Consider the following 16,655-nt stretch of genomic DNA (forward strand, 5'->3'; position numbering starts at 1 on the left):
GAGCGGTTATTTTAACAACGCATCAAGATTTATTGTCTCTTCATTCACGAGATATTAGCTTGTCCCTATGACGTATTTATCTTTTATTAACGCAGAATTTTTAGTCTTGTGGCGACGAAAACAAGATATATTCAATGCTCTTCTGTTTTTTATTATCGTTGTGGTGCTGTTTCCATTAGGGGTGAATCCTTCTCCTGATTTTTTGTCGCCCGCAGCAGACGGCATTTTATGGTGTGCCACTGTTTTGGCTATTTTAATGGCGACAGAAGGTATGTTTAAAGAAGACTATGCAGATGGTTCGTTAGATCAGTTGGTTATCAGTGGTTTGTCTTTGCCTTTATTGATGTTGTTAAAAACAATGGCGCAATGGTTGGTTGTACTTTTGCCATTGTTGTTAATGATGCCTTTATTAGCTGAAATGCTTTATTTGCCGGATGACAGTTTCTGGGTGCTAATTGTAACCTTGGTGATTGGTACACCGAGTTTATTTTTAATTGGATCAATTGGCGCTTCTTTGACCGTTTCATTAAGGCAAGGAGCTATGTTGGTTATGCTGTTGATATTGCCGTTTTATTTACCCATTATTATTTTTGCTACATCCGCTGTGCGTGCAGCCCAATTAGGATTGCCTTATTTAGGGGGTAGCGATGTTGTTGGCGATTTTTTTATTGTCTTTAGTGATTGCTCCTTTTATGACGGCGATTGCTATAAAAGCGAGTGTAAATTAATGAGTTGGGTTTGGTTTTATAAATTAGGATCGCCAAAGTGGTTTTTTTATTGGTCTAAACCTTGGGCGCTACCTTTGTTTAGTTTTGGTTGTATTAGTTTGCTTGTCGGGATCGTTTGGGGACTGGCTTTTGCGCCTGAAGACTACCAGCAAGGTAATAGTTTTCGGATTATTTATATTCATGTCCCCGTCGCCATGTTAGCACAGTCCTGTTATCTAGCTTTAGGCTTGGCTGGTTTTGTTTTCCTTATTTGGCAAATGAAGATAGCGCCTATCTTTATTAAAGCGGTAGCGCCTGTTGGTGCTGCTATGGCGTTAATGGCGCTTGTTTCTGGCGCAATTTGGGGAAAACCTACTTGGGGAACTTGGTGGGTTTGGGATGCCCGATTAACCTCTGTACTGGTGCTTTTTTTATTGTATATGGGGATTATGGCTCTTCAAAACTCATTGGATGATGTGGTGTTAGCCAATAAAACTGTCGCTGTTATTAGTGTCGTAGGATTAATTAATTTACCTATCATTAAATACTCTGTGGAATGGTGGAATACGTTACACCAAGGGGCCACATTCACATTAACCGAAAAGCCGACTATGCCTGCTGAAATGTGGCTGCCTTTACTGATTTCAACAATAGGTTTGTACAGCCTAGTTGCTGGACTGGCTTTATGGCGAATGCAGACTGAAATTTTGGCTCGTGAACACAGATCAAACTGGGTAAAGCAAGAGGTGATGAAAGATGGCCTTTGATAATTTAACCGATTTTTTTGAAATGGGTCGACACGGTATTTATGTATGGTCTGTTTATGGCTTTAGTGTAATTACACTCATTTTAATAACCTGGTCGACCTTATCTAAACGTCGTCACGTGCAAGAAACATTACGTAAACGATTTTTAAGAGATAAAACAATCTAATGCATCCCGTCCGAAAGAAGCGGCTGTTCGTTATTACTATTATCCTTGTTCTTTTAGGAGGCGCTGTTAGTTTGGTTATGTATGCCCTTCAGCAGAATATTAATCTTTTTTATTCTCCTTCTCAGATTGTAATGGGTGAGGCACCGTACAATGCGAACATTCGAGCTGGTGGAATGGTTGTTGAAGGTAGTGTTGTACGTCATCCAGAAACCTTAGCCGTCTCTTTTGATGTGACTGATTTTCAACATAAAGTGAAAATTGAGTTTAGTGGTATCTTGCCCGATTTATTTAGAGAAGGTCAGGGCATTGTGGCACAAGGGCAGTTGAATCAAAACGGCGTATTTAAGGCGACTCAAGTACTTGCAAAACACGATGAAAAGTACATGCCACCGGAAGTGACGGAAGCATTAGAGAATGCTCAAAACTCGTCACTTAATAAAACTTCAAATGTACAAACTACTTATTAATTTAGGCTTTTTATGCTTCCTGAAATTGGTCAGTTTTCACTGATATTGTCACTGTTTTTTGCTTTTTCTTTGGCCTTTGTGCCACTGCTTGGTTACTGGACTGGGAATCGATTATTGTTAGAGGCGGCCAGACCTTTGACTTTTGTTATGTCATTTTGGGTTCTAGTGAGCTTTATTATATTGGGGTGGTCCTTTGCTGCCGATGATTTCTCTGTTTTGTATGTTAGCCAGAATTCAAATAGCCAATTACCGATTTGGTATAAATTGAGTGCCTTATGGGGAGGGCATGAAGGCTCATTACTGCTTTGGGTGTTGATTTTAGTCGGTTGGTGTTCTGCTGTTGCTCTAAAGATTAAAACGCTTCCCAAAGATATTGGCCCAGTTGTGCTATCGGTTTTAGGATTCGTTAGTTTAGGTTTTTTGGCATTTCTTCTTTTTACGTCTTCTCCTTTTGTTCGCTTATTACCAAATGCACCCGCTGACGGTGGCGACTTAAACCCACTCTTGCAAGACTTTGGTTTAATTGTTCATCCGCCTTTGTTGTACATGGGGTATGTCGGTTTTTCTGTGGCCTTTGCTTTCGCCGTTGCTGCGCTTATTACCGGAAACTTAAACTCGTCGTGGGCGCGTTGGGCGAGACCTTGGACTGCGGCATCATGGGCATTTCTGACGCTTGGCATTACGCTAGGAAGTTGGTGGGCTTATTATGAGCTTGGCTGGGGAGGCTGGTGGTTTTGGGACCCAGTTGAAAACGCGTCGTTTATGCCTTGGTTGGCTGGAACCGCATTATTACATTCGTTAGCGGTGACAGAAAAACGCGGTGTATTTAAAAGTTGGACGGTTTTGTTGGCGATCTTCACTTTTAGCTTGTCGCTACTTGGTACCTTTTTAGTCCGTTCTGGCGTACTAACCTCTGTTCATTCCTTTGCTGCAGACCCGACCCGTGGCGTGTTTATTTTGGCTCTATTATTAATACTTGTTGGTGGCAGTCTGCTTTTGTATGCCATTCGAGCAACACAAGTAAGATCAAGCGTATCGTTTGGGGTAACAGGGCGAGAAGCTTGGTTGTTATTGAACAATATATTGCTCACCGTGCTGACACTGACCGTTTTACTTGGCACCTTATATCCGTTGATTTTCGACGCTTTGGATTTGGGTAAAATCTCCGTAGGCGCGCCTTACTTTAATACGGTGTTCACCCCCATTGCATTATTACTGATTGTTTTCATGGCGGTTGGTCCTCTTTCAAAATGGCATAACACCAAATCAAGGGTTTTTCTTTGGCCTTGTCTAGTGTCGGCGGTGTTGTCGATACTGATTTCTGGTGTGACTGTTTTTATTTATGAATTGAACCTGATTGCTTGGTTAAGTTTGGCGGTTGCGTTCTGGGTTGTGTGCTTATCTTTCAGTGATTGGTTCAGCAAGGTGTCGGCTGGAACCAAAGGTATTATCCCGCGCGCTCTTCAATTACCACGAAATTACTACGGTATGCTGCTGGCCCATCTTGGCATCATTATTACCTTAGTTGGCATTGTTTTAGTGAGTCTAAATAGCAGTGAATCCTTACTGCGATTGTCTCCGGGCGACCAAGCAAATGTTGCAGGGTATGAGTTTAGATTTGATCGTTTAGAGCAAGTTAAAGGGCCAAACTACGTTGCAGATAAAGGGCATTTTACGGCTTACAAAAATGGTCTACCTGTTGCTGTGCTTCACCCAGAAAAACGCTTATTTACAACCAGGCAGCAAGTCATGACAGAAGCTGCCTTAGATGCTGGCTTTACTCGAGATTTATACATTTCTTTAGGGGAGAAATTAGAGGGTTCAGCTTGGGGTGTGAGGATTTATGTTAAGTCTTTTGTGCGCTGGATATGGTTGGGTGGTTTAATGATGATGGCTGGCGGTTTATTGGCCGCATTAGACAAGCGTTATAAAAGACGAGTCGGTGATGATCATGCGTAAGATTTTGCTGTTTATTCCACTGTTCGTGTTTTTGGTATTAGGGGGCTTCTTTTATCTTCAGTTGGGCAAAGATACGCAATACATGCCTTCTGCATTAATAGGAAAAAAAGTACCAGACTTTAATTTGGTGTCATTGGAAACCGATCAAGTGCTTACTCAAGAAGATTTACCTAAGCAGCCTTATTTGATTAATTTTTGGGGGACTTGGTGTCCTGCGTGCCATATTGAGCATCCATTTTTGGCAGAGCTTGCTGAGCAAGGTGTGACTTTAGTTGGGGTAGATTATAAAGACGAGAAGTCTTTGGCAGAACAGTGGCTCATTGAAAAAGGCAATCCCTATACAATGATATTGATGGACGAGCTCGGGCATTTTGGTGTTGATCTGGGCGTGACAGGCGCACCAGAAACCTTTGTGGTGAATGCTTCTGGTCAGATTGTGTATCGTCATCAAGGTCCGGTAAATTCAGATAACTGGCCAGAAATAAAAGGCTATTTACAATGATGTTATTGAAAGCGTTTGTTGTATGGTTTGTATTGGTTTTCTCTGTTAGTAGTGTGGCGGATGAACTTATACAATTTAGTTCCTCCTTGAACAAAACTCGCTATCAAAGCCTGATTGAAGAGTTACGTTGCCCAAAATGTCAGAATCAAAATTTAGCGGATTCGGCGTCAGGTATTGCTGTCGATTTACGGGAGCAAGTTCATCAAATGATAGAAGAGCGTAAAACGGATCAAGAAATCATTGATTACATGGTCGCTCGTTATGGTGAATTTGTGCTTTATCGACCACAGCAATCTTCCGCTACCTTTTTACTTTGGTATGGCCCCTTTATTTTACTTGGACTGGGTTTTGTCGCGTTTGCTTTGGTGTTAATAATGAATCGCAAAAAGCGTGAGGCTTCCTGATGATCATTGCCTATTTAATTATGTGCGCCATGATAGTGTTGAGTATTTTGTATCTTTATTATTCAGTGGCTTTAGGTTCTGGTAAGCGTATTGATACTAGCCAGCAGGTTTTCTCTAATGTACGAAGAGCTGAAATTGCAGAAGAGGTGGAAGCTGGACGATTAACATCACAGGAGTCGGCACAGCTTTTACTCGATATTGAGCATGAAGCGAGTTTACAGCCTATTAAGAAGTCGTATTTTGTTCATACTAACGTTCAGTTAGCCCGATGGGTTATGTTGGTGATCGTTACTCTTGCTGTTCTTGGTAGCGTTAGCCTGTATGAGTGGATGGGCTATTCAAAAGAAGTGGTCTTTACACAAGATTTGCAAAACCAACAGCTTACACCTGAAAAAGTGAGTGGCTTTCTTCAATACCGAAGTCGGCGTTATGACAGGCCTGAAGATTGGTATTACGAAGCGACTGATTTTGTCAGCATTGGAAAATATGACGAGGCTGTTAGTGCGTTTGAAAAAGCGTTGTATAGGTTGCCAGAAAATGCCGGAAATCGCACAAGTTTACTGGTGGAATATGCTCAAACTATTTTCTATGCGAACGGTAATCAAAGTTCTGAAAAAATGCGTCGAGTGGTAGATCAAATACTGAAAAACGTTCCGACAGAAGCGACTGCGCTCGGTTTAAAAGGCGTGTCTGAGTTTGATCGAAAAAACTACTTAGGTGCGGTATTGGCTTGGCAAGAAGCCATTCGTTACAACTCTCGCTCTGTAGAGCGTATTGCTTTATTGTCAGCGATTGGTAAAGCGCGTGAAGCGGGTGATATTAGTTATGAGCAAGTGGCTCCCATCATCACACATCAAGTTGCGGTAAAAATTGAATGGGAGCTAAGTAATTTACAATGGCATTCTGGTGACGTCTTACTAGTTTATGCCTTGGCAAAAGGGCAGAAGATGCCAGTGGCAATACAAAGAGTGCTGCCGGAGGAACTTGGTCAACCTATTCTGTTAACGAATTTGGATGCGCTGATGCCAACTTTAACGCTTGCAGAAATCAATAAGGTCGATTTGATAGTGAAATTGTCGAACATTAATGACAATGATCTGACAAAAGGACGAATTATCGGTATAAAAGAAGGTTTACTTACAAATCGTAAAGAGATTATCGTAATCAAGGTGGCCTTATAATTGAATCCTAAGTCGCTTCGTCTGATAATAACGTTAACTTAAATAGAAGTAATTCGGAATGTGTAATGGAATTTAGCTTGCGTGAGTGGCTTATCTTGATTGGGGTCGTGATTATTGTCGCGATTCTCATAGACGGATTTCGTCGCTATAAAAAAGGCCAAGAATTTACTCAGTCAAACGATGACTCTGATCAATTTGATAACTCTGATGATATGTTGTCGTCAGGTGGTACTTCAACATCCAGTAGTCATTCAAAAGTATCCCATGATCCTATTGTGAATGCTTTTGAAAATGCGAGACAAACCGTTAAAGCGCCTTTGACTGAAGTACCACATAAAGTAGATTCTGGGCCTACTTTGGATCGAGATGAAGAAATGTATCTCGATGAATTAGCAACCTTGGTGCCTAATAAAGACTTTGGTGATTCGGCTATTACTGAGCAGAATTACTCTGATGATGGTTTTTATGAGCAAGACGAGCTGGATCTTGGTTTCGATATAGAAACAAATGATCAAGCTGAGATAGAAACCGAAGAACATGATGAAGATTACGAGCGTAACTATTCTGAAGTAGATATTGCTCAAGTTACACCTCAAGGCATTGTTGAAGACATAGAAGATGATCACGAAGACGATGATGATATTACAGAAATTGAAGAAGTCATTGTCATTAATATTCTTGCCCCTGAAGAGCAAAGTTTCTCAGGTATGGAGCTGCTGCAGCTTATTTTGAATTGTGGTATGCGTTACGGTGAAATGGATATTTTTCATCGCCATGAAGATGGTTTTGATCGTGGGCGAGTGCAATTTAGCATGGCTAACGCTATTGAACCTGGAACCTTCGATTTAGAAACCATGGGAGAAAATGATTGCCCAGGTGTGAGCTTCTTTATGGGCTTACCTGGACCTAAAAACAGCATGAAAGCGTTTGATTTTATGCTTGAGACAGCACAAACATTAGTACGTAATTTAGGTGGCGAACTACGAGATGAGCGCCGCAGTCCGATGAGTGAACAGACGATTGCCCATTGTCGCCAGCGCATACGCGATTTTGAGCGCCGACGCTTAATGCGGACCAAACAGTAGAAAAACTAGACCTAAGAAAGAATGATCAGGGCCCTAAGGGGCCTTGATTGTTTTCGTCACAAGACTTCGAGTTTACTTATATATGAGCCAAGAGAGCCAAGAAAAAAACATGATACATCAGCAGATGCTGGATTTGATTCAGCAACTTAATGATTACAGTTATGCCTATCATGTAAAAGATAGTCCAATTGTTCCTGATGTGGAATACGATCGTCTTTATCGTCAGCTTCAAGAAATAGAAGCAAAGTATCCTGAATGGATTGATGTGGATTCACCGACTCAGCGCGTCGGTGAAAAACCGGACAATGGCTTTGCTAATGTGGCTCATACGGTTCCTATGTTGTCTCTGGATAATGCCTTTGATAATGAATCATTAACGGATTTTGATCTGCGTATTCGTAAATTGCTGGAGTCTGATCATCAAGTTACTTATTGCTGTGAACCGAAATTAGATGGTTTGGCTATTAGTCTGCGTTATGAAACAGGGCGTTTAGTCCGTGGCGTGACTCGTGGTGATGGCTTATCAGGTGAAGATATTACCTCCAATATTAAAACGCTTTATTCCATTCCTTTAAAGCTCCGTACACAAACACCTCCAGCTGTTTTGGAGGTGCGTGGTGAAATCTATTTGCCAAAAGACGGTTTTGAAAAATTAAATAAACTGGCGATAGAAAAGGGCGATAAGGCTTTTGTAAATCCTAGAAATGCTGCCGCTGGTAGTTTACGTCAATTAGATCCTAAGATTACGGCGTCCCGTCCTCTGGTTATGTGTGCTTACTCCATTGGTTATGTAGAAGGTTGGGAACAACCTGAAAGCCATTATGATGGCTTGTTGCAGTTGAGTGAATGGGGCTTTCGTACCAATGATCTTATGCAAAAAGTCGAAGGCGCAGAAGGTTGTATTGAGTATTATGAAATGCTTAATGAGAAGCGTGATGGTCTGTCTTATGATATTGATGGCATCGTTTATAAAGTCGATAAAATTGCTCTACAAAATCAACTGGGTTTTATTGCACGTGCACCGCGTTGGGCAATTGCCAGAAAGTTTCCTGCTCAAGAAGAGATGACACAAGTATTAGGCATCGATTTTCAAGTCGGCCGTACAGGTGCGATCACGCCTGTAGCAAGGCTTGAGCCTGTCTTTGTTGGTGGTGTTACGGTTTCGAACGCCACGCTACACAATAAAGATGAAATTGCTCGTCTCGGCGTTCAGGTGAATGATTATGTGATCATTCATCGTGCTGGTGACGTGATTCCAAAAGTGGTTCAAGTAGTTGTTGAAAAACGTCCAGAAAATGCTTTTGAAGTTGCGTTTCCAAGTACTTGCCCTATTTGTGATTCAGATGTGGAGCAAGTAGCGGGAGAAGCAATTATCCGCTGTACTGGTGGCTTGGTCTGCGGTGCTCAATTAAAAGAATCTTTAAAGCATTTTGTTTCACGTAAAGCCATGGATATTGACGGACTCGGAGACAAATTAATTGAGCAGCTGGTGGATCAGAAAATGGTCAAAACACCTGTCGATATTTTTACCTTACATGAGAAGAAAGAGGCGCTTTTAGAAATGGAGCGCATGGGGCAGAAGTCAGTAGAGAAACTGCTTAGCTCGATCGAAAATGCTAAAGCAACGCAGTTTAATCGTTTTATATATTCTTTAGGTATCCGCGAAGTAGGCGAGGCAACTGCACGTGCGTTAACTGGCTATTTTGATGAGTTAGAGGACTTGATGGCCGCAGATCAGGAAACCTTGGTGGAAGTGGACGATGTGGGGCCGATTGTTGCTCAGCACGTCAGAATGTTTTTCGATCAAGAAGTTAATAGAGAGACAATTCGTGGATTGCTGGCTGCTGGTGTCATCTGGGAGAAAAAACAACAAGCATTAATTGATGAGCTCCCATTATCAGGGAAGGTTTATGTTGTTACTGGTTCTTTGAGTCAGTTTAGCCGTGATCAAGTAAAAGACAAACTCTTAGCATTAGGTGCAAAAGTGAGTGGTTCTGTTTCAGCGAAAACAGATTGTTTGGTTGCAGGTGAAAAGGCCGGCTCAAAACTCACTAAGGCGCAATCTCTTAATATACCAATCATTGATGAAGCTGGTGTAATTGCTTTACTTCATCAATATGGAGCACTTTAATTGGATACACTTATTCCTTACGACTCATTATCGCCTGATACGTTAGAACAGATTTTAGATGACATTGTTTCGCGAGATGGTACAGATTATGGCGATTATGATTTGTCGGTTGCTCAGAAACGGGAACAAGCGTTGGGCTACCTTAAATCTGGTGAAGCGTTTTTGTTATTTGATACGGAAAGTGAAACTATCAAGATGGTGCCGAAGGATGCGTTAAACAATTACGACCTCATTTGAGGTCATAATTGTTTAACAGTGTTACTAATTTAATAATAGTGAGATTTATTCAGCAGTCTCTCGAAGGCAATGGTTGATGTTGTGGTCCATTTCCAAAGCTGGTTCTTCTTCTGTGTTACGTCCAACCACTTTAGCTGGCACACCTGCTACCGTGGTGTGGTGTTCAACGGCTTCTAACACAACGCTACCGGCGCCAATTTTCGCACCGACACCAATTTCGATATTACCCAAAATTTTCGCACCAGCGCCAATTAAAACACCGGAACGAATTTTAGGATGACGATCACCGTGTTCTTTACCTGTGCCGCCAAGTGTTACAGATTGCAGAATGGATACATTGTCTTCAATAACGCAGGTTTCACCGACGACAAGGCCTGTGGCGTGGTCTAGCATGACACCACAGCCAATGGTAGCCGCGGGATGAATGTCAACGCTAAACACCATTGACATTTGACCTTGTAAATACAAAGCTAAACTTTTTCTGTTGTTGCTCCATAGCCAGTTTGCAACACGGTAAGTTTGCAAGGCATGGAAGCCTTTAAAAAATAGCAAAGGTGTTGTTAGGGTATCGCATGCAGCGTCCCTTTCTTTTATTGCTAAAATATCTTGCTCGATGCATCTGACAATGCCAGAGTTAGTGTCTGCCATTGCTTCTTGGAATACTTCTCGTAAAACCATAGCAGGTATTGATATGCTGTCTAATTTACTGGCAAGTAAAAAGCTTAATGCTGAGCATAATGAATCATGACGTAGAATCGTGGTGTTAAAATAGCTTGCCAAAATGGGTTCATCTTGTGCAAGCTTATCAGCTTCGGCTTGTAAAGACTGCCATAGATTGTCCGGAGTCACGGCATGATGCATTGTTGTACTCAAGGGGTATTCACCTATATTCGTTCATGTTTAGAATGTAGGTTATAGGGTTAGGGTTAAACATTACAAGGGGCAATGTGAAGATTGCTCAAAAAGATGGAGATAATATGTCTAAAAAAAATGTTGCTGATGCACTGCATATCTTTTATGAATTAAACACTTCCTTTTCTGATGCGTATTGGGAAACCAATGATATCAACCAGAAAGACCGTTTTTTCGCAATGAAAAGTATCTTACAAGATGAGTTAGATGAATTACATAAATTGAGTCTACAAGATCATATTTATCCTTATGAACCAATGAACCCAAGTTTGTTGCAGTTAAGTGATAAATTACGTGCACTGCTACCGGAACTGAATAAATATATTTATCGTCAACAAACGGCAAATAAATTTGCTGAACTTATTCCAAGTGCCTGTGAGCTGTTTGAATCATAGAATGGCTTTGTAGTGATAGCTTTGGATTGCCAAAGTTACTGCATTGAGTCCCATAGACTCAATGCAGGCCTAATCAAAGTGCAATGGTTAACTGCCTTGACGGCGTTTTAATTCGCGAATGATAAATCGGCTAGGGTGTAATTTATAGCTGACTTCCTGCTCTAACGGTGAAGGTGTATTAGTGATCAAGCTAGCAATATAATTTCCGCTTAACGGCGTTGAAATTAATCCTCTCGAACCATGTCCTACGTTAATGTATAGCTGACTAATTACCTCTTCTACGTTGTCTGATTTCCACTTTGCGTTCTTAGTTAAATGGGCGTAAGCCTGTTGATAAACCTCTTCCGACTGCACTGGACCAACGATTGGCATGTAATCTGATACGGCACAACGAAATGATACTCTTCCCTTACAATCTTTCGTCGCGAATGTATTATTTGGTATTTCGAGAAGGTTTTCTAAAATCGTTAGATTTCTCTTGTGACCTTCTTCGCGTACCTCGGTGTCGTTGTCTTTCAGATCATAGGTTGAACCAAAATGTATTAATCCATCCATAGGTGGCGATACATAACCGAATTCGCATAACACTTTTTGGATCGCTAGCTGGTCGACCGATTCCCCTTTTTCTAAACACGCTCGTGTAGCGTCCTCTAAAGTTAAGCAAGAGACCTGCCCTCGAACTGGCATAGTGGGTGTTTTATCAACCATATTAAAGGCGTTTGTATCATTTGCTGTACAAAGTACTACATGGGAGTAGAGCTGTTCTTGGTTATTTGATGTTGCTTTCCATTGAATATGAACTTGATTATCCTGAACTTTGTCTTTTATCAGCTCAAGTTGTTCTAAGTTTGTATTGAGTTTCACTTCGATGTTTTTGTGATCTAAAAGAGAGCGGCATAATTCAGCGGGTGCAACCCAACCTGATAATGGCAATAATAAACTTCCCGGTTTCTCTTCTGAGGCCTGTAAAACAATTTCAGGATAGAGTTTTGCTTGTAGAATGTTTTGAAAACGTTCGTTTTCTTTATCATTTTTGGGAATTTGAATAAGGCCGCATTGATCCCAAAAGTTTTTGTCTTTATCCAGCTTGGCGTAAAGTCGTGTAGCATGTAAATAAGCGGATAAATAAAAACGATTAAGGAAAGAATCTTGTACTGTCAACTTTGGGTACAGCATACCTTGAGGGTTGCCTGACGCAGCGCAAGCAATGCGATCGCCTTTTTCCCAAACAACTACATTAACGCCTTGTTGAGCCAATGCGTAAGCAGTATTGGCGCCGGCTAAACCGGAACCAACTACTAAAACTTTGCTTTTTTCAGTAGGAGACTCTTGTCGTACATTAAACCAAGCTTGGCCTTGCGACATGCGCTCTGTTACGGGTTGGCTAGGTTGGGTTAATTCACCAACAACCATTTCTCTTTTTTGGCCAAAGCCTTTTACTTTTTTGACCTCAAAACCAACGTCTCTTAATCCTCTACGGACAATGCCAGCGGCAGTAAATGTTGAGCAAGTTGTGCCTTGATGACTTAATCTGTAAATGTGTTGGAAAAGTTTATCAGTCCACATTTCAGGGTTTTTACTCGGTGCGAAACCATCGAGAAACCAAGCGTCTACATCGGCATTTAAAGCTGCAAAGCCGTCTTCTGCTTCGCCGAACCAGAGTGTTAGTTGAACACGGCCTTGTTCAAGCTCAATACGATGAAAGCCATGACAAACTTCTGGATAAGCTTCGATTAATTGTTGGCTGAAGCTATCAATAGATGGCCACATTTTTAAAGCAGTTCTTAGTGTCTCTTTGGTGAGAGGGTATTTTTCAACAGAAATAAAATGCAGTTGTTTATCGCTTGGAGCGTCGTCTAAAAAGGCTTGCCATGCGCATAAAAAATTCAACCCTGTACCAAACCCAGTTTCTGCGATGACAAAGGCGTTCTGTTGTAACTTTGTCCAGCGTTCAGCAAGATGATTATGCTGCAAAAAGACATAACGTGTTTCTTCTAGGCCAGACTCTTTATCAAAATACACATCATCAAACTGGGTGGAATGAGGCGCACCATCTTCTCCCCAGTTTAATTCAGGTTGTTGTAAGCGGTAACTAGTTAACACGCGTAACGCTCTTGATGATAACAGGTGTTTTAGGAACGTTTTGGTAAGGGCCTACAGAACCAGTTGGTACTGCAGAAATATCATCCATAACATCCATTCCAGAGATAACCTGACCGAATACTGTGTAACCAGCACCACCACGAGCACCGTGATTTAGAAAGTTATTATCTACTTGGTTAATGAAGAATTGTGATGTCGCACTGTTTGGATCTTGAGTACGAGCCATTGCTATGGTACCACGGTTATTGGTGAGTTGGTTGTCACCTTCATAAGCCACAGCTTTATGTGTATTTTTGCGTTCTAGGTCTTCGGTAAAGCCACCACCTTGCACCATGAAACCACGGATTACACGATGAAAAATCGTGTTGTCGTAGAAGCCTTCATCTACATAGCGTAAGAAGTTTTCTACTGTTTTCGGTGCTGCTTCGTCGTTAAGATCGACACGGATTGCGCCTTGGCTTGTTAAAATATCTACTTCAGTTGCTTGTATTTGAGTACAAAAAGCGAGTAGTGCAAGACCAGTAATGATAGATTTATGCATAGGATGGTTCCCTTATTGATATATGCAGCAATGATATGGGGCGTGTCATAACATGCCAAGACGTTTTTAAGATCTTTTACCTTGTTTTTTTCAGATAACCACAGGGTAAAATAAAAAAATTAATTCATTGGAGATAGCAAATGCGAACTGCTGCCGTAGAAATCGAGTATTGTACTTTATGTCGTTGGATGTTGCGCGCTGCTTGGTTAGCCCAAGAGCTGTTAACCACTTTTGATGATGATATAAAAAGTGTCACTTTATTACCTACTCAAGGTGGAATTTTTAAAGTGAGGGTGAATGGTAAAGAAATCTGGTGTCGAAAAGCGGAAGAGGGATTTCCAGAAGCCAAGGTATTAAAGCAAAGAATGCGTGATGTGATTGATCCAGAACGTGACCTTGGGCATTCGGATGTAAAAGTTTAGTTTCTTATTAATACCTCTGACTAAGTGCCAATAAAAATGCCGTACAAAACGATGTGTTGTCTACGGCATTTTTGTGACATCAGTTTATCCTGGTGTCAAAGACGTACTAGTTCGGGAACACTTGTTTAAATGGTTTTACAGAGACGCTTTCATAAACGCCAGCTGCCACATAAGGATCGCTGTCAGCCCAGGCTTTTGCTACTTCAAGGCTAGAAAATTCAGCAACAATCACACTACCAGTAAAGCCAGCGTCGCCTGGGTTGTCAGAATCAATGGCTGGGTTTGGCCCAGCTAATACCAAACGACCTTCATCTTGCAATGCGGTTAAACGAGCTAGATGTTCAGGGCGAGCTTTTTGGCGAGCAGCTAGGCTGTGTGGTACGTCTTGTCCAACAATAGAGTAAAGCATGTCTATTCCTTATTTTGTAAATGTGATGAAAGATAAATACCTTGCAGCAGAATAAAGACAACTGTCATGCCGAGTAAACCAAAAAGCTTAAAGTTTACCCAGATTTCCTCACTGTAGGAAAAAGCAACATACAAATTAGTTAGGCCTGAGGCAACAAAGAAACCCACCCAAGCTAAATTTAATGTGCGCCATACCTTAAATGGAAGCTCTAATTTGTCACCCATCATGCGTTGGATAATGTTTTTGTCACCAACGAATTGACTGCTAAAAAAGACAATTGCAAATAAGGCATTCACAACAGTTGGTTTCCATTTTATAAAGTCACCATTACCAAACAAAATAGTAGCGCCACCCAATAGGATGATTAAAACCAAAGAAATAATATGCATTTTTTCTACAGTTTTGTTTTTAAACCAAGAGTAGCCAACCTGAATAATCGTTGCAGGAATTAAAACCGCCGTTGCTAGAATAATATCGCCAGTCGTTTTGTAAACTACAAAGAAGATAACAATGGGAAGAAAGTCGAATAGTATTTTCATATAAAAACCAATTTATGTATGCTGTTCCAATGATAACCATCATTCCTTTTAAAGAACAATCAATCTATGCCTGAAACAGCGAGTTACAGAAAAGTCGATTTACATACACATTCTACTCGCTCGGATGGTCGTCTTTCGCCAACTGAACTGGTTGACCTTGCAGTAGAGCAAGATGTTTCTTTATTTGCTCTTACTGACCATGACACTTTAGACGGTCTTGTCGAAGCGAGCCAGAGAGCGGCTGAGCATGGATTGAGTTTTATTAATGGCGTTGAACTATCAACACAATGGAATGGTATTCCTTTGCATATGGTAGCGTTGAACTTTACGCCAGATGATCCAGCCTTATTATCGGTTGTTGAACAAAATCAAACCATACGTCTCGATAGGGCGCGTCGAATAGCTGATCTTTTGGTAAAGCAAGGTTTGCCTGATTTATACGATGAAGCTGTCGCATTAGCAGGTGAAAGTCAGCTTGGTCGACCGCACTTTGCAAGTTTACTGGTGGAACAAGGTTTTGTGAAAGACGCGAATAAAGCTTTTGATAGATACCTAGGTAATAAACGTTTAGGTCAGTTACGAGATGTTTGGCCTGAGCTTGAAGATGTTTTGAGCTCATTGTCTGGTCAAAATATAGAATTGATTTTAGCTCACCCTAAACGTTATCCACTGACAGTAACGAAATTAAAACGATTGTTAGGAGATTTTAAAAAGTGGGGTGGAACGGGGATGGAAGTCGCATCGGGTAATGAGCGGCCAGATAGTGTGCGACTATTAGAGCGTCTATCTACCGAGTTTGATTTGAAAGCGTCTGTCGGAAGTGATTACCATGGGCCGTTTGGGCCTTGGATGCAAGTCGGAAAATATACTCAAATACATGAAAGTAAAGTAAATTTGGTTTGGCAGGCTTGGGGGTAGAGCTGTATAAATTAGGCTTAGCTTCTTATAAATACGGTTTGTTGTTTTAAGTGGCGTTGTTTTAATCAGTGTTATGTGGAGATTACCTTGAGTCAGTTTTTTCAAATACATTCGGAAAACCCTCAGTCTCGTTTGGTAAAACAGGCGGCAGAAGTGATTCGTAATGGTGGTGTTATTGCATATCCTACGGACTGTGGCTATTCCCTTGGTTGCCATCTTGGAGATAAATCGGCATTGGATCGAATCAGAGCCATTCGTCGTTTAGACGATAAACACAATTTTACTTTGGTATGTCGTGATTTGTCTGAGATATCGACTTACGCGCGTTTTGATAATCGTCTGTATCGATTGCTAAAACAGAACACTCCGGGCCCTTATACTTTTATTTTTAGCGCAACATCAGAAGTACCAAGGCGATTATTACACCCAAAAAGAAAGACCATAGGGATTCGTATTCCAAATAATAAAATTGTTTCTGCATTATTAGAGGAATTGGGAGAACCGATAATGAGTGCTTCTCTAATATTACCCGGTGAAACAGACCCAATGACAGACCCGTATGATATTCGAGATACCTTAGAGCACGCGCTAGATTTAGTGATAGATGGTGGGTTTTGTGGCTTACAACCAACGACCGTTGTGCAAATGGATACGGACAAAATAGAAGTTATTCGTATTGGCGCAGGCGATCCGACACCATTTTCATGAAAATGTTTCATATTCAGCTGTCAAGGCCCACTGTGTGTGGCCTATAATGTAGAGAATTAACCAAATTTTATTCAAACTGGGTTGCTGAGAAGCATTCCCTCT

19 protein-coding genes are annotated in these 16,655 nt (G+C 41.2%); 14 read left to right on the plus strand and 5 right to left on the minus strand.

What is annotated here, in order from left to right:
* The first annotated feature begins 67 nt into the window (after positions 1 to 67).
* The 10 genes from ccmB (at position 68) to AC0L3Y_RS09335 (ending at position 9,606) form a co-directional block, all read left to right on the plus strand.
* Positions 68 to 1,474 (plus strand): heme exporter protein CcmB, encoded by a 1,407-nt coding sequence (gene ccmB, locus AC0L3Y_RS09290; RefSeq protein WP_473461138.1) that lies wholly within the window; start codon positions 68 to 70, stop codon positions 1,472 to 1,474.
* Positions 1,464 to 1,640 (plus strand): heme exporter protein CcmD, encoded by a 177-nt coding sequence (gene ccmD / locus AC0L3Y_RS09295; protein WP_473461142.1) that lies wholly within the window; start codon positions 1,464 to 1,466, stop codon positions 1,638 to 1,640. Before ccmB ends, ccmD begins: the two co-directional genes overlap by 11 nt.
* A complete protein-coding gene (ccmE, locus tag AC0L3Y_RS09300) occupies positions 1,640 to 2,107 on the plus strand; it encodes a cytochrome c maturation protein CcmE (protein WP_473461145.1) in 468 nt (155 codons plus the stop codon). Before ccmD ends, ccmE begins: the two co-directional genes overlap by 1 nt.
* Before the next feature lie 12 nt (positions 2,108 to 2,119).
* Positions 2,120 to 4,066 carry a heme lyase CcmF/NrfE family subunit gene (locus AC0L3Y_RS09305; RefSeq protein WP_473461149.1) on the plus strand — a complete coding sequence of 649 codons (1,947 nt, stop codon included), beginning with the start codon at positions 2,120 to 2,122 and terminating at the stop codon, positions 4,064 to 4,066.
* Positions 4,059 to 4,568, plus strand: coding sequence for a DsbE family thiol:disulfide interchange protein (locus AC0L3Y_RS09310; RefSeq protein ID WP_473461153.1), 510 nt, complete (start codon positions 4,059 to 4,061; stop codon positions 4,566 to 4,568). Before AC0L3Y_RS09305 ends, AC0L3Y_RS09310 begins: the two co-directional genes overlap by 8 nt.
* Positions 4,565 to 4,972 (plus strand): cytochrome c-type biogenesis protein, encoded by a 408-nt coding sequence (locus tag AC0L3Y_RS09315; protein ID WP_473461157.1) that lies wholly within the window; start codon positions 4,565 to 4,567, stop codon positions 4,970 to 4,972. Before AC0L3Y_RS09310 ends, AC0L3Y_RS09315 begins: the two co-directional genes overlap by 4 nt.
* Positions 4,972 to 6,153 (plus strand): tetratricopeptide repeat protein, encoded by a 1,182-nt coding sequence (locus tag AC0L3Y_RS09320; protein ID WP_473461162.1) that lies wholly within the window; start codon positions 4,972 to 4,974, stop codon positions 6,151 to 6,153. Before AC0L3Y_RS09315 ends, AC0L3Y_RS09320 begins: the two co-directional genes overlap by 1 nt.
* Positions 6,154 to 6,218: 65 nt before the next feature.
* Positions 6,219 to 7,238: a cell division protein ZipA gene (zipA, locus tag AC0L3Y_RS09325; RefSeq protein WP_473461167.1), complete on the plus strand. Its 1,020-nt coding sequence runs from the start codon at positions 6,219 to 6,221 to the stop codon at positions 7,236 to 7,238.
* Positions 7,239 to 7,347: 109 nt separating this feature from the next.
* On the plus strand, positions 7,348 to 9,369 hold the full coding sequence (ligA, locus tag AC0L3Y_RS09330) for an NAD-dependent DNA ligase LigA (RefSeq protein WP_473461170.1): 2,022 nt from the start codon (positions 7,348 to 7,350) through the stop codon (positions 9,367 to 9,369).
* Positions 9,370 to 9,606 carry a YheU family protein gene (locus tag AC0L3Y_RS09335; protein ID WP_473461173.1) on the plus strand — a complete coding sequence of 79 codons (237 nt, stop codon included), beginning with the start codon at positions 9,370 to 9,372 and terminating at the stop codon, positions 9,604 to 9,606.
* 45 nt (positions 9,607 to 9,651) lie between these two features.
* Here the strand turns inward: AC0L3Y_RS09335 and cysE are convergent, their stop codons facing one another.
* A complete protein-coding gene (gene cysE / locus AC0L3Y_RS09340; protein ID WP_473470610.1) occupies positions 9,652 to 10,467 on the minus strand; it encodes a serine O-acetyltransferase in 816 nt (271 codons plus the stop codon).
* A gap of 116 nt (positions 10,468 to 10,583) precedes the next feature.
* On the opposite strand from cysE, the gene AC0L3Y_RS09345 reads away from it, so the two are divergent.
* Positions 10,584 to 10,913 (plus strand): hypothetical protein, encoded by a 330-nt coding sequence (locus tag AC0L3Y_RS09345; RefSeq protein WP_473461179.1) that lies wholly within the window; start codon positions 10,584 to 10,586, stop codon positions 10,911 to 10,913.
* 87 nt (positions 10,914 to 11,000) lie between these two features.
* Here the strand turns inward: AC0L3Y_RS09345 and mnmC are convergent, their stop codons facing one another.
* Entirely contained in the window at positions 11,001 to 13,016 is a 2,016-nt protein-coding gene (mnmC, locus tag AC0L3Y_RS09350) for a bifunctional tRNA (5-methylaminomethyl-2-thiouridine)(34)-methyltransferase MnmC2/FAD-dependent 5-carboxymethylaminomethyl-2-thiouridine(34) oxidoreductase MnmC1 (RefSeq protein WP_473461183.1), read from the minus strand.
* The gene (locus AC0L3Y_RS09355; protein ID WP_473461188.1) at positions 13,006 to 13,557 is read right to left on the minus strand and encodes a peptidylprolyl isomerase; all 552 of its coding nucleotides are present in this window, start codon (positions 13,555 to 13,557) and stop codon (positions 13,006 to 13,008) included. The genes mnmC and AC0L3Y_RS09355 overlap by 11 nt, the downstream gene beginning before the upstream one ends.
* A 140-nt stretch (positions 13,558 to 13,697) precedes the next feature.
* Between AC0L3Y_RS09355 and AC0L3Y_RS09360 the strand changes: the two genes are divergently transcribed.
* A complete protein-coding gene (locus tag AC0L3Y_RS09360; RefSeq protein WP_473461193.1) occupies positions 13,698 to 13,979 on the plus strand; it encodes an Rdx family protein in 282 nt (93 codons plus the stop codon).
* A 106-nt stretch (positions 13,980 to 14,085) separates the two neighbouring features.
* Here the strand turns inward: AC0L3Y_RS09360 and AC0L3Y_RS09365 are convergent, their stop codons facing one another.
* Both AC0L3Y_RS09365 and AC0L3Y_RS09370 read right to left on the minus strand, forming a co-directional pair.
* On the minus strand, positions 14,086 to 14,388 hold the full coding sequence (locus AC0L3Y_RS09365; protein WP_473461198.1) for a YciI family protein: 303 nt from the start codon (positions 14,386 to 14,388) through the stop codon (positions 14,086 to 14,088).
* A 2-nt stretch (positions 14,389 to 14,390) separates the two neighbouring features.
* Positions 14,391 to 14,927 carry a septation protein A gene (locus tag AC0L3Y_RS09370; protein WP_473461203.1) on the minus strand — a complete coding sequence of 179 codons (537 nt, stop codon included), beginning with the start codon at positions 14,925 to 14,927 and terminating at the stop codon, positions 14,391 to 14,393.
* A gap of 66 nt (positions 14,928 to 14,993) precedes the next feature.
* Between AC0L3Y_RS09370 and AC0L3Y_RS09375 the strand changes: the two genes are divergently transcribed.
* Both AC0L3Y_RS09375 and AC0L3Y_RS09380 read left to right on the plus strand, forming a co-directional pair.
* Positions 14,994 to 15,845 (plus strand): PHP domain-containing protein, encoded by an 852-nt coding sequence (locus AC0L3Y_RS09375; protein ID WP_473461209.1) that lies wholly within the window; start codon positions 14,994 to 14,996, stop codon positions 15,843 to 15,845.
* 87 nt (positions 15,846 to 15,932) lie between these two features.
* Positions 15,933 to 16,553: an L-threonylcarbamoyladenylate synthase gene (locus tag AC0L3Y_RS09380; RefSeq protein ID WP_473461213.1), complete on the plus strand. Its 621-nt coding sequence runs from the start codon at positions 15,933 to 15,935 to the stop codon at positions 16,551 to 16,553.
* Positions 16,554 to 16,655: the final 102 nt, after the last annotated feature.

It is taken from the genome of Marinomonas sp. GJ51-14, from assembly GCF_055808695.1.

Bases quoted from the DNA above. Each gene is read 5' to 3' on its own strand.
- AC0L3Y_RS09365 (WP_473461198.1), bottom strand. From the start codon at position 14,388: ATGCTTTACTCTATTGTTGGACAAGACGTACCACACAGCCTAGCTGCT.
- zipA (WP_473461167.1), top strand. From the start codon at position 6,219: ATGGAATTTAGCTTGCGTGAGTGGCTTATCTTGATTGGGGTCGTGATT.
- AC0L3Y_RS09320 (WP_473461162.1), top strand. From the start codon at position 4,972: ATGATCATTGCCTATTTAATTATGTGCGCCATGATAGTGTTGAGTATT.
- ccmE (WP_473461145.1), top strand. From the start codon at position 1,640: ATGCATCCCGTCCGAAAGAAGCGGCTGTTCGTTATTACTATTATCCTT.
- AC0L3Y_RS09370 (WP_473461203.1), bottom strand. From the start codon at position 14,927: ATGAAAATACTATTCGACTTTCTTCCCATTGTTATCTTCTTTGTAGTT.
- ccmB (WP_473461138.1), top strand. From the start codon at position 68: ATGACGTATTTATCTTTTATTAACGCAGAATTTTTAGTCTTGTGGCGA.
- AC0L3Y_RS09375 (WP_473461209.1), top strand. From the start codon at position 14,994: ATGCCTGAAACAGCGAGTTACAGAAAAGTCGATTTACATACACATTCT.
- ccmD (WP_473461142.1), top strand. From the start codon at position 1,464: ATGGCCTTTGATAATTTAACCGATTTTTTTGAAATGGGTCGACACGGT.
- AC0L3Y_RS09345 (WP_473461179.1), top strand. From the start codon at position 10,584: ATGTCTAAAAAAAATGTTGCTGATGCACTGCATATCTTTTATGAATTA.
- AC0L3Y_RS09305 (WP_473461149.1), top strand. From the start codon at position 2,120: ATGCTTCCTGAAATTGGTCAGTTTTCACTGATATTGTCACTGTTTTTT.
- ligA (WP_473461170.1), top strand. From the start codon at position 7,348: ATGATACATCAGCAGATGCTGGATTTGATTCAGCAACTTAATGATTAC.
- AC0L3Y_RS09360 (WP_473461193.1), top strand. From the start codon at position 13,698: ATGCGAACTGCTGCCGTAGAAATCGAGTATTGTACTTTATGTCGTTGG.
- cysE (WP_473470610.1), bottom strand. From the start codon at position 10,467: ATGCATCATGCCGTGACTCCGGACAATCTATGGCAGTCTTTACAAGCC.
- AC0L3Y_RS09315 (WP_473461157.1), top strand. From the start codon at position 4,565: ATGATGTTATTGAAAGCGTTTGTTGTATGGTTTGTATTGGTTTTCTCT.
- AC0L3Y_RS09355 (WP_473461188.1), bottom strand. From the start codon at position 13,557: ATGCATAAATCTATCATTACTGGTCTTGCACTACTCGCTTTTTGTACT.
- AC0L3Y_RS09310 (WP_473461153.1), top strand. From the start codon at position 4,059: ATGCGTAAGATTTTGCTGTTTATTCCACTGTTCGTGTTTTTGGTATTA.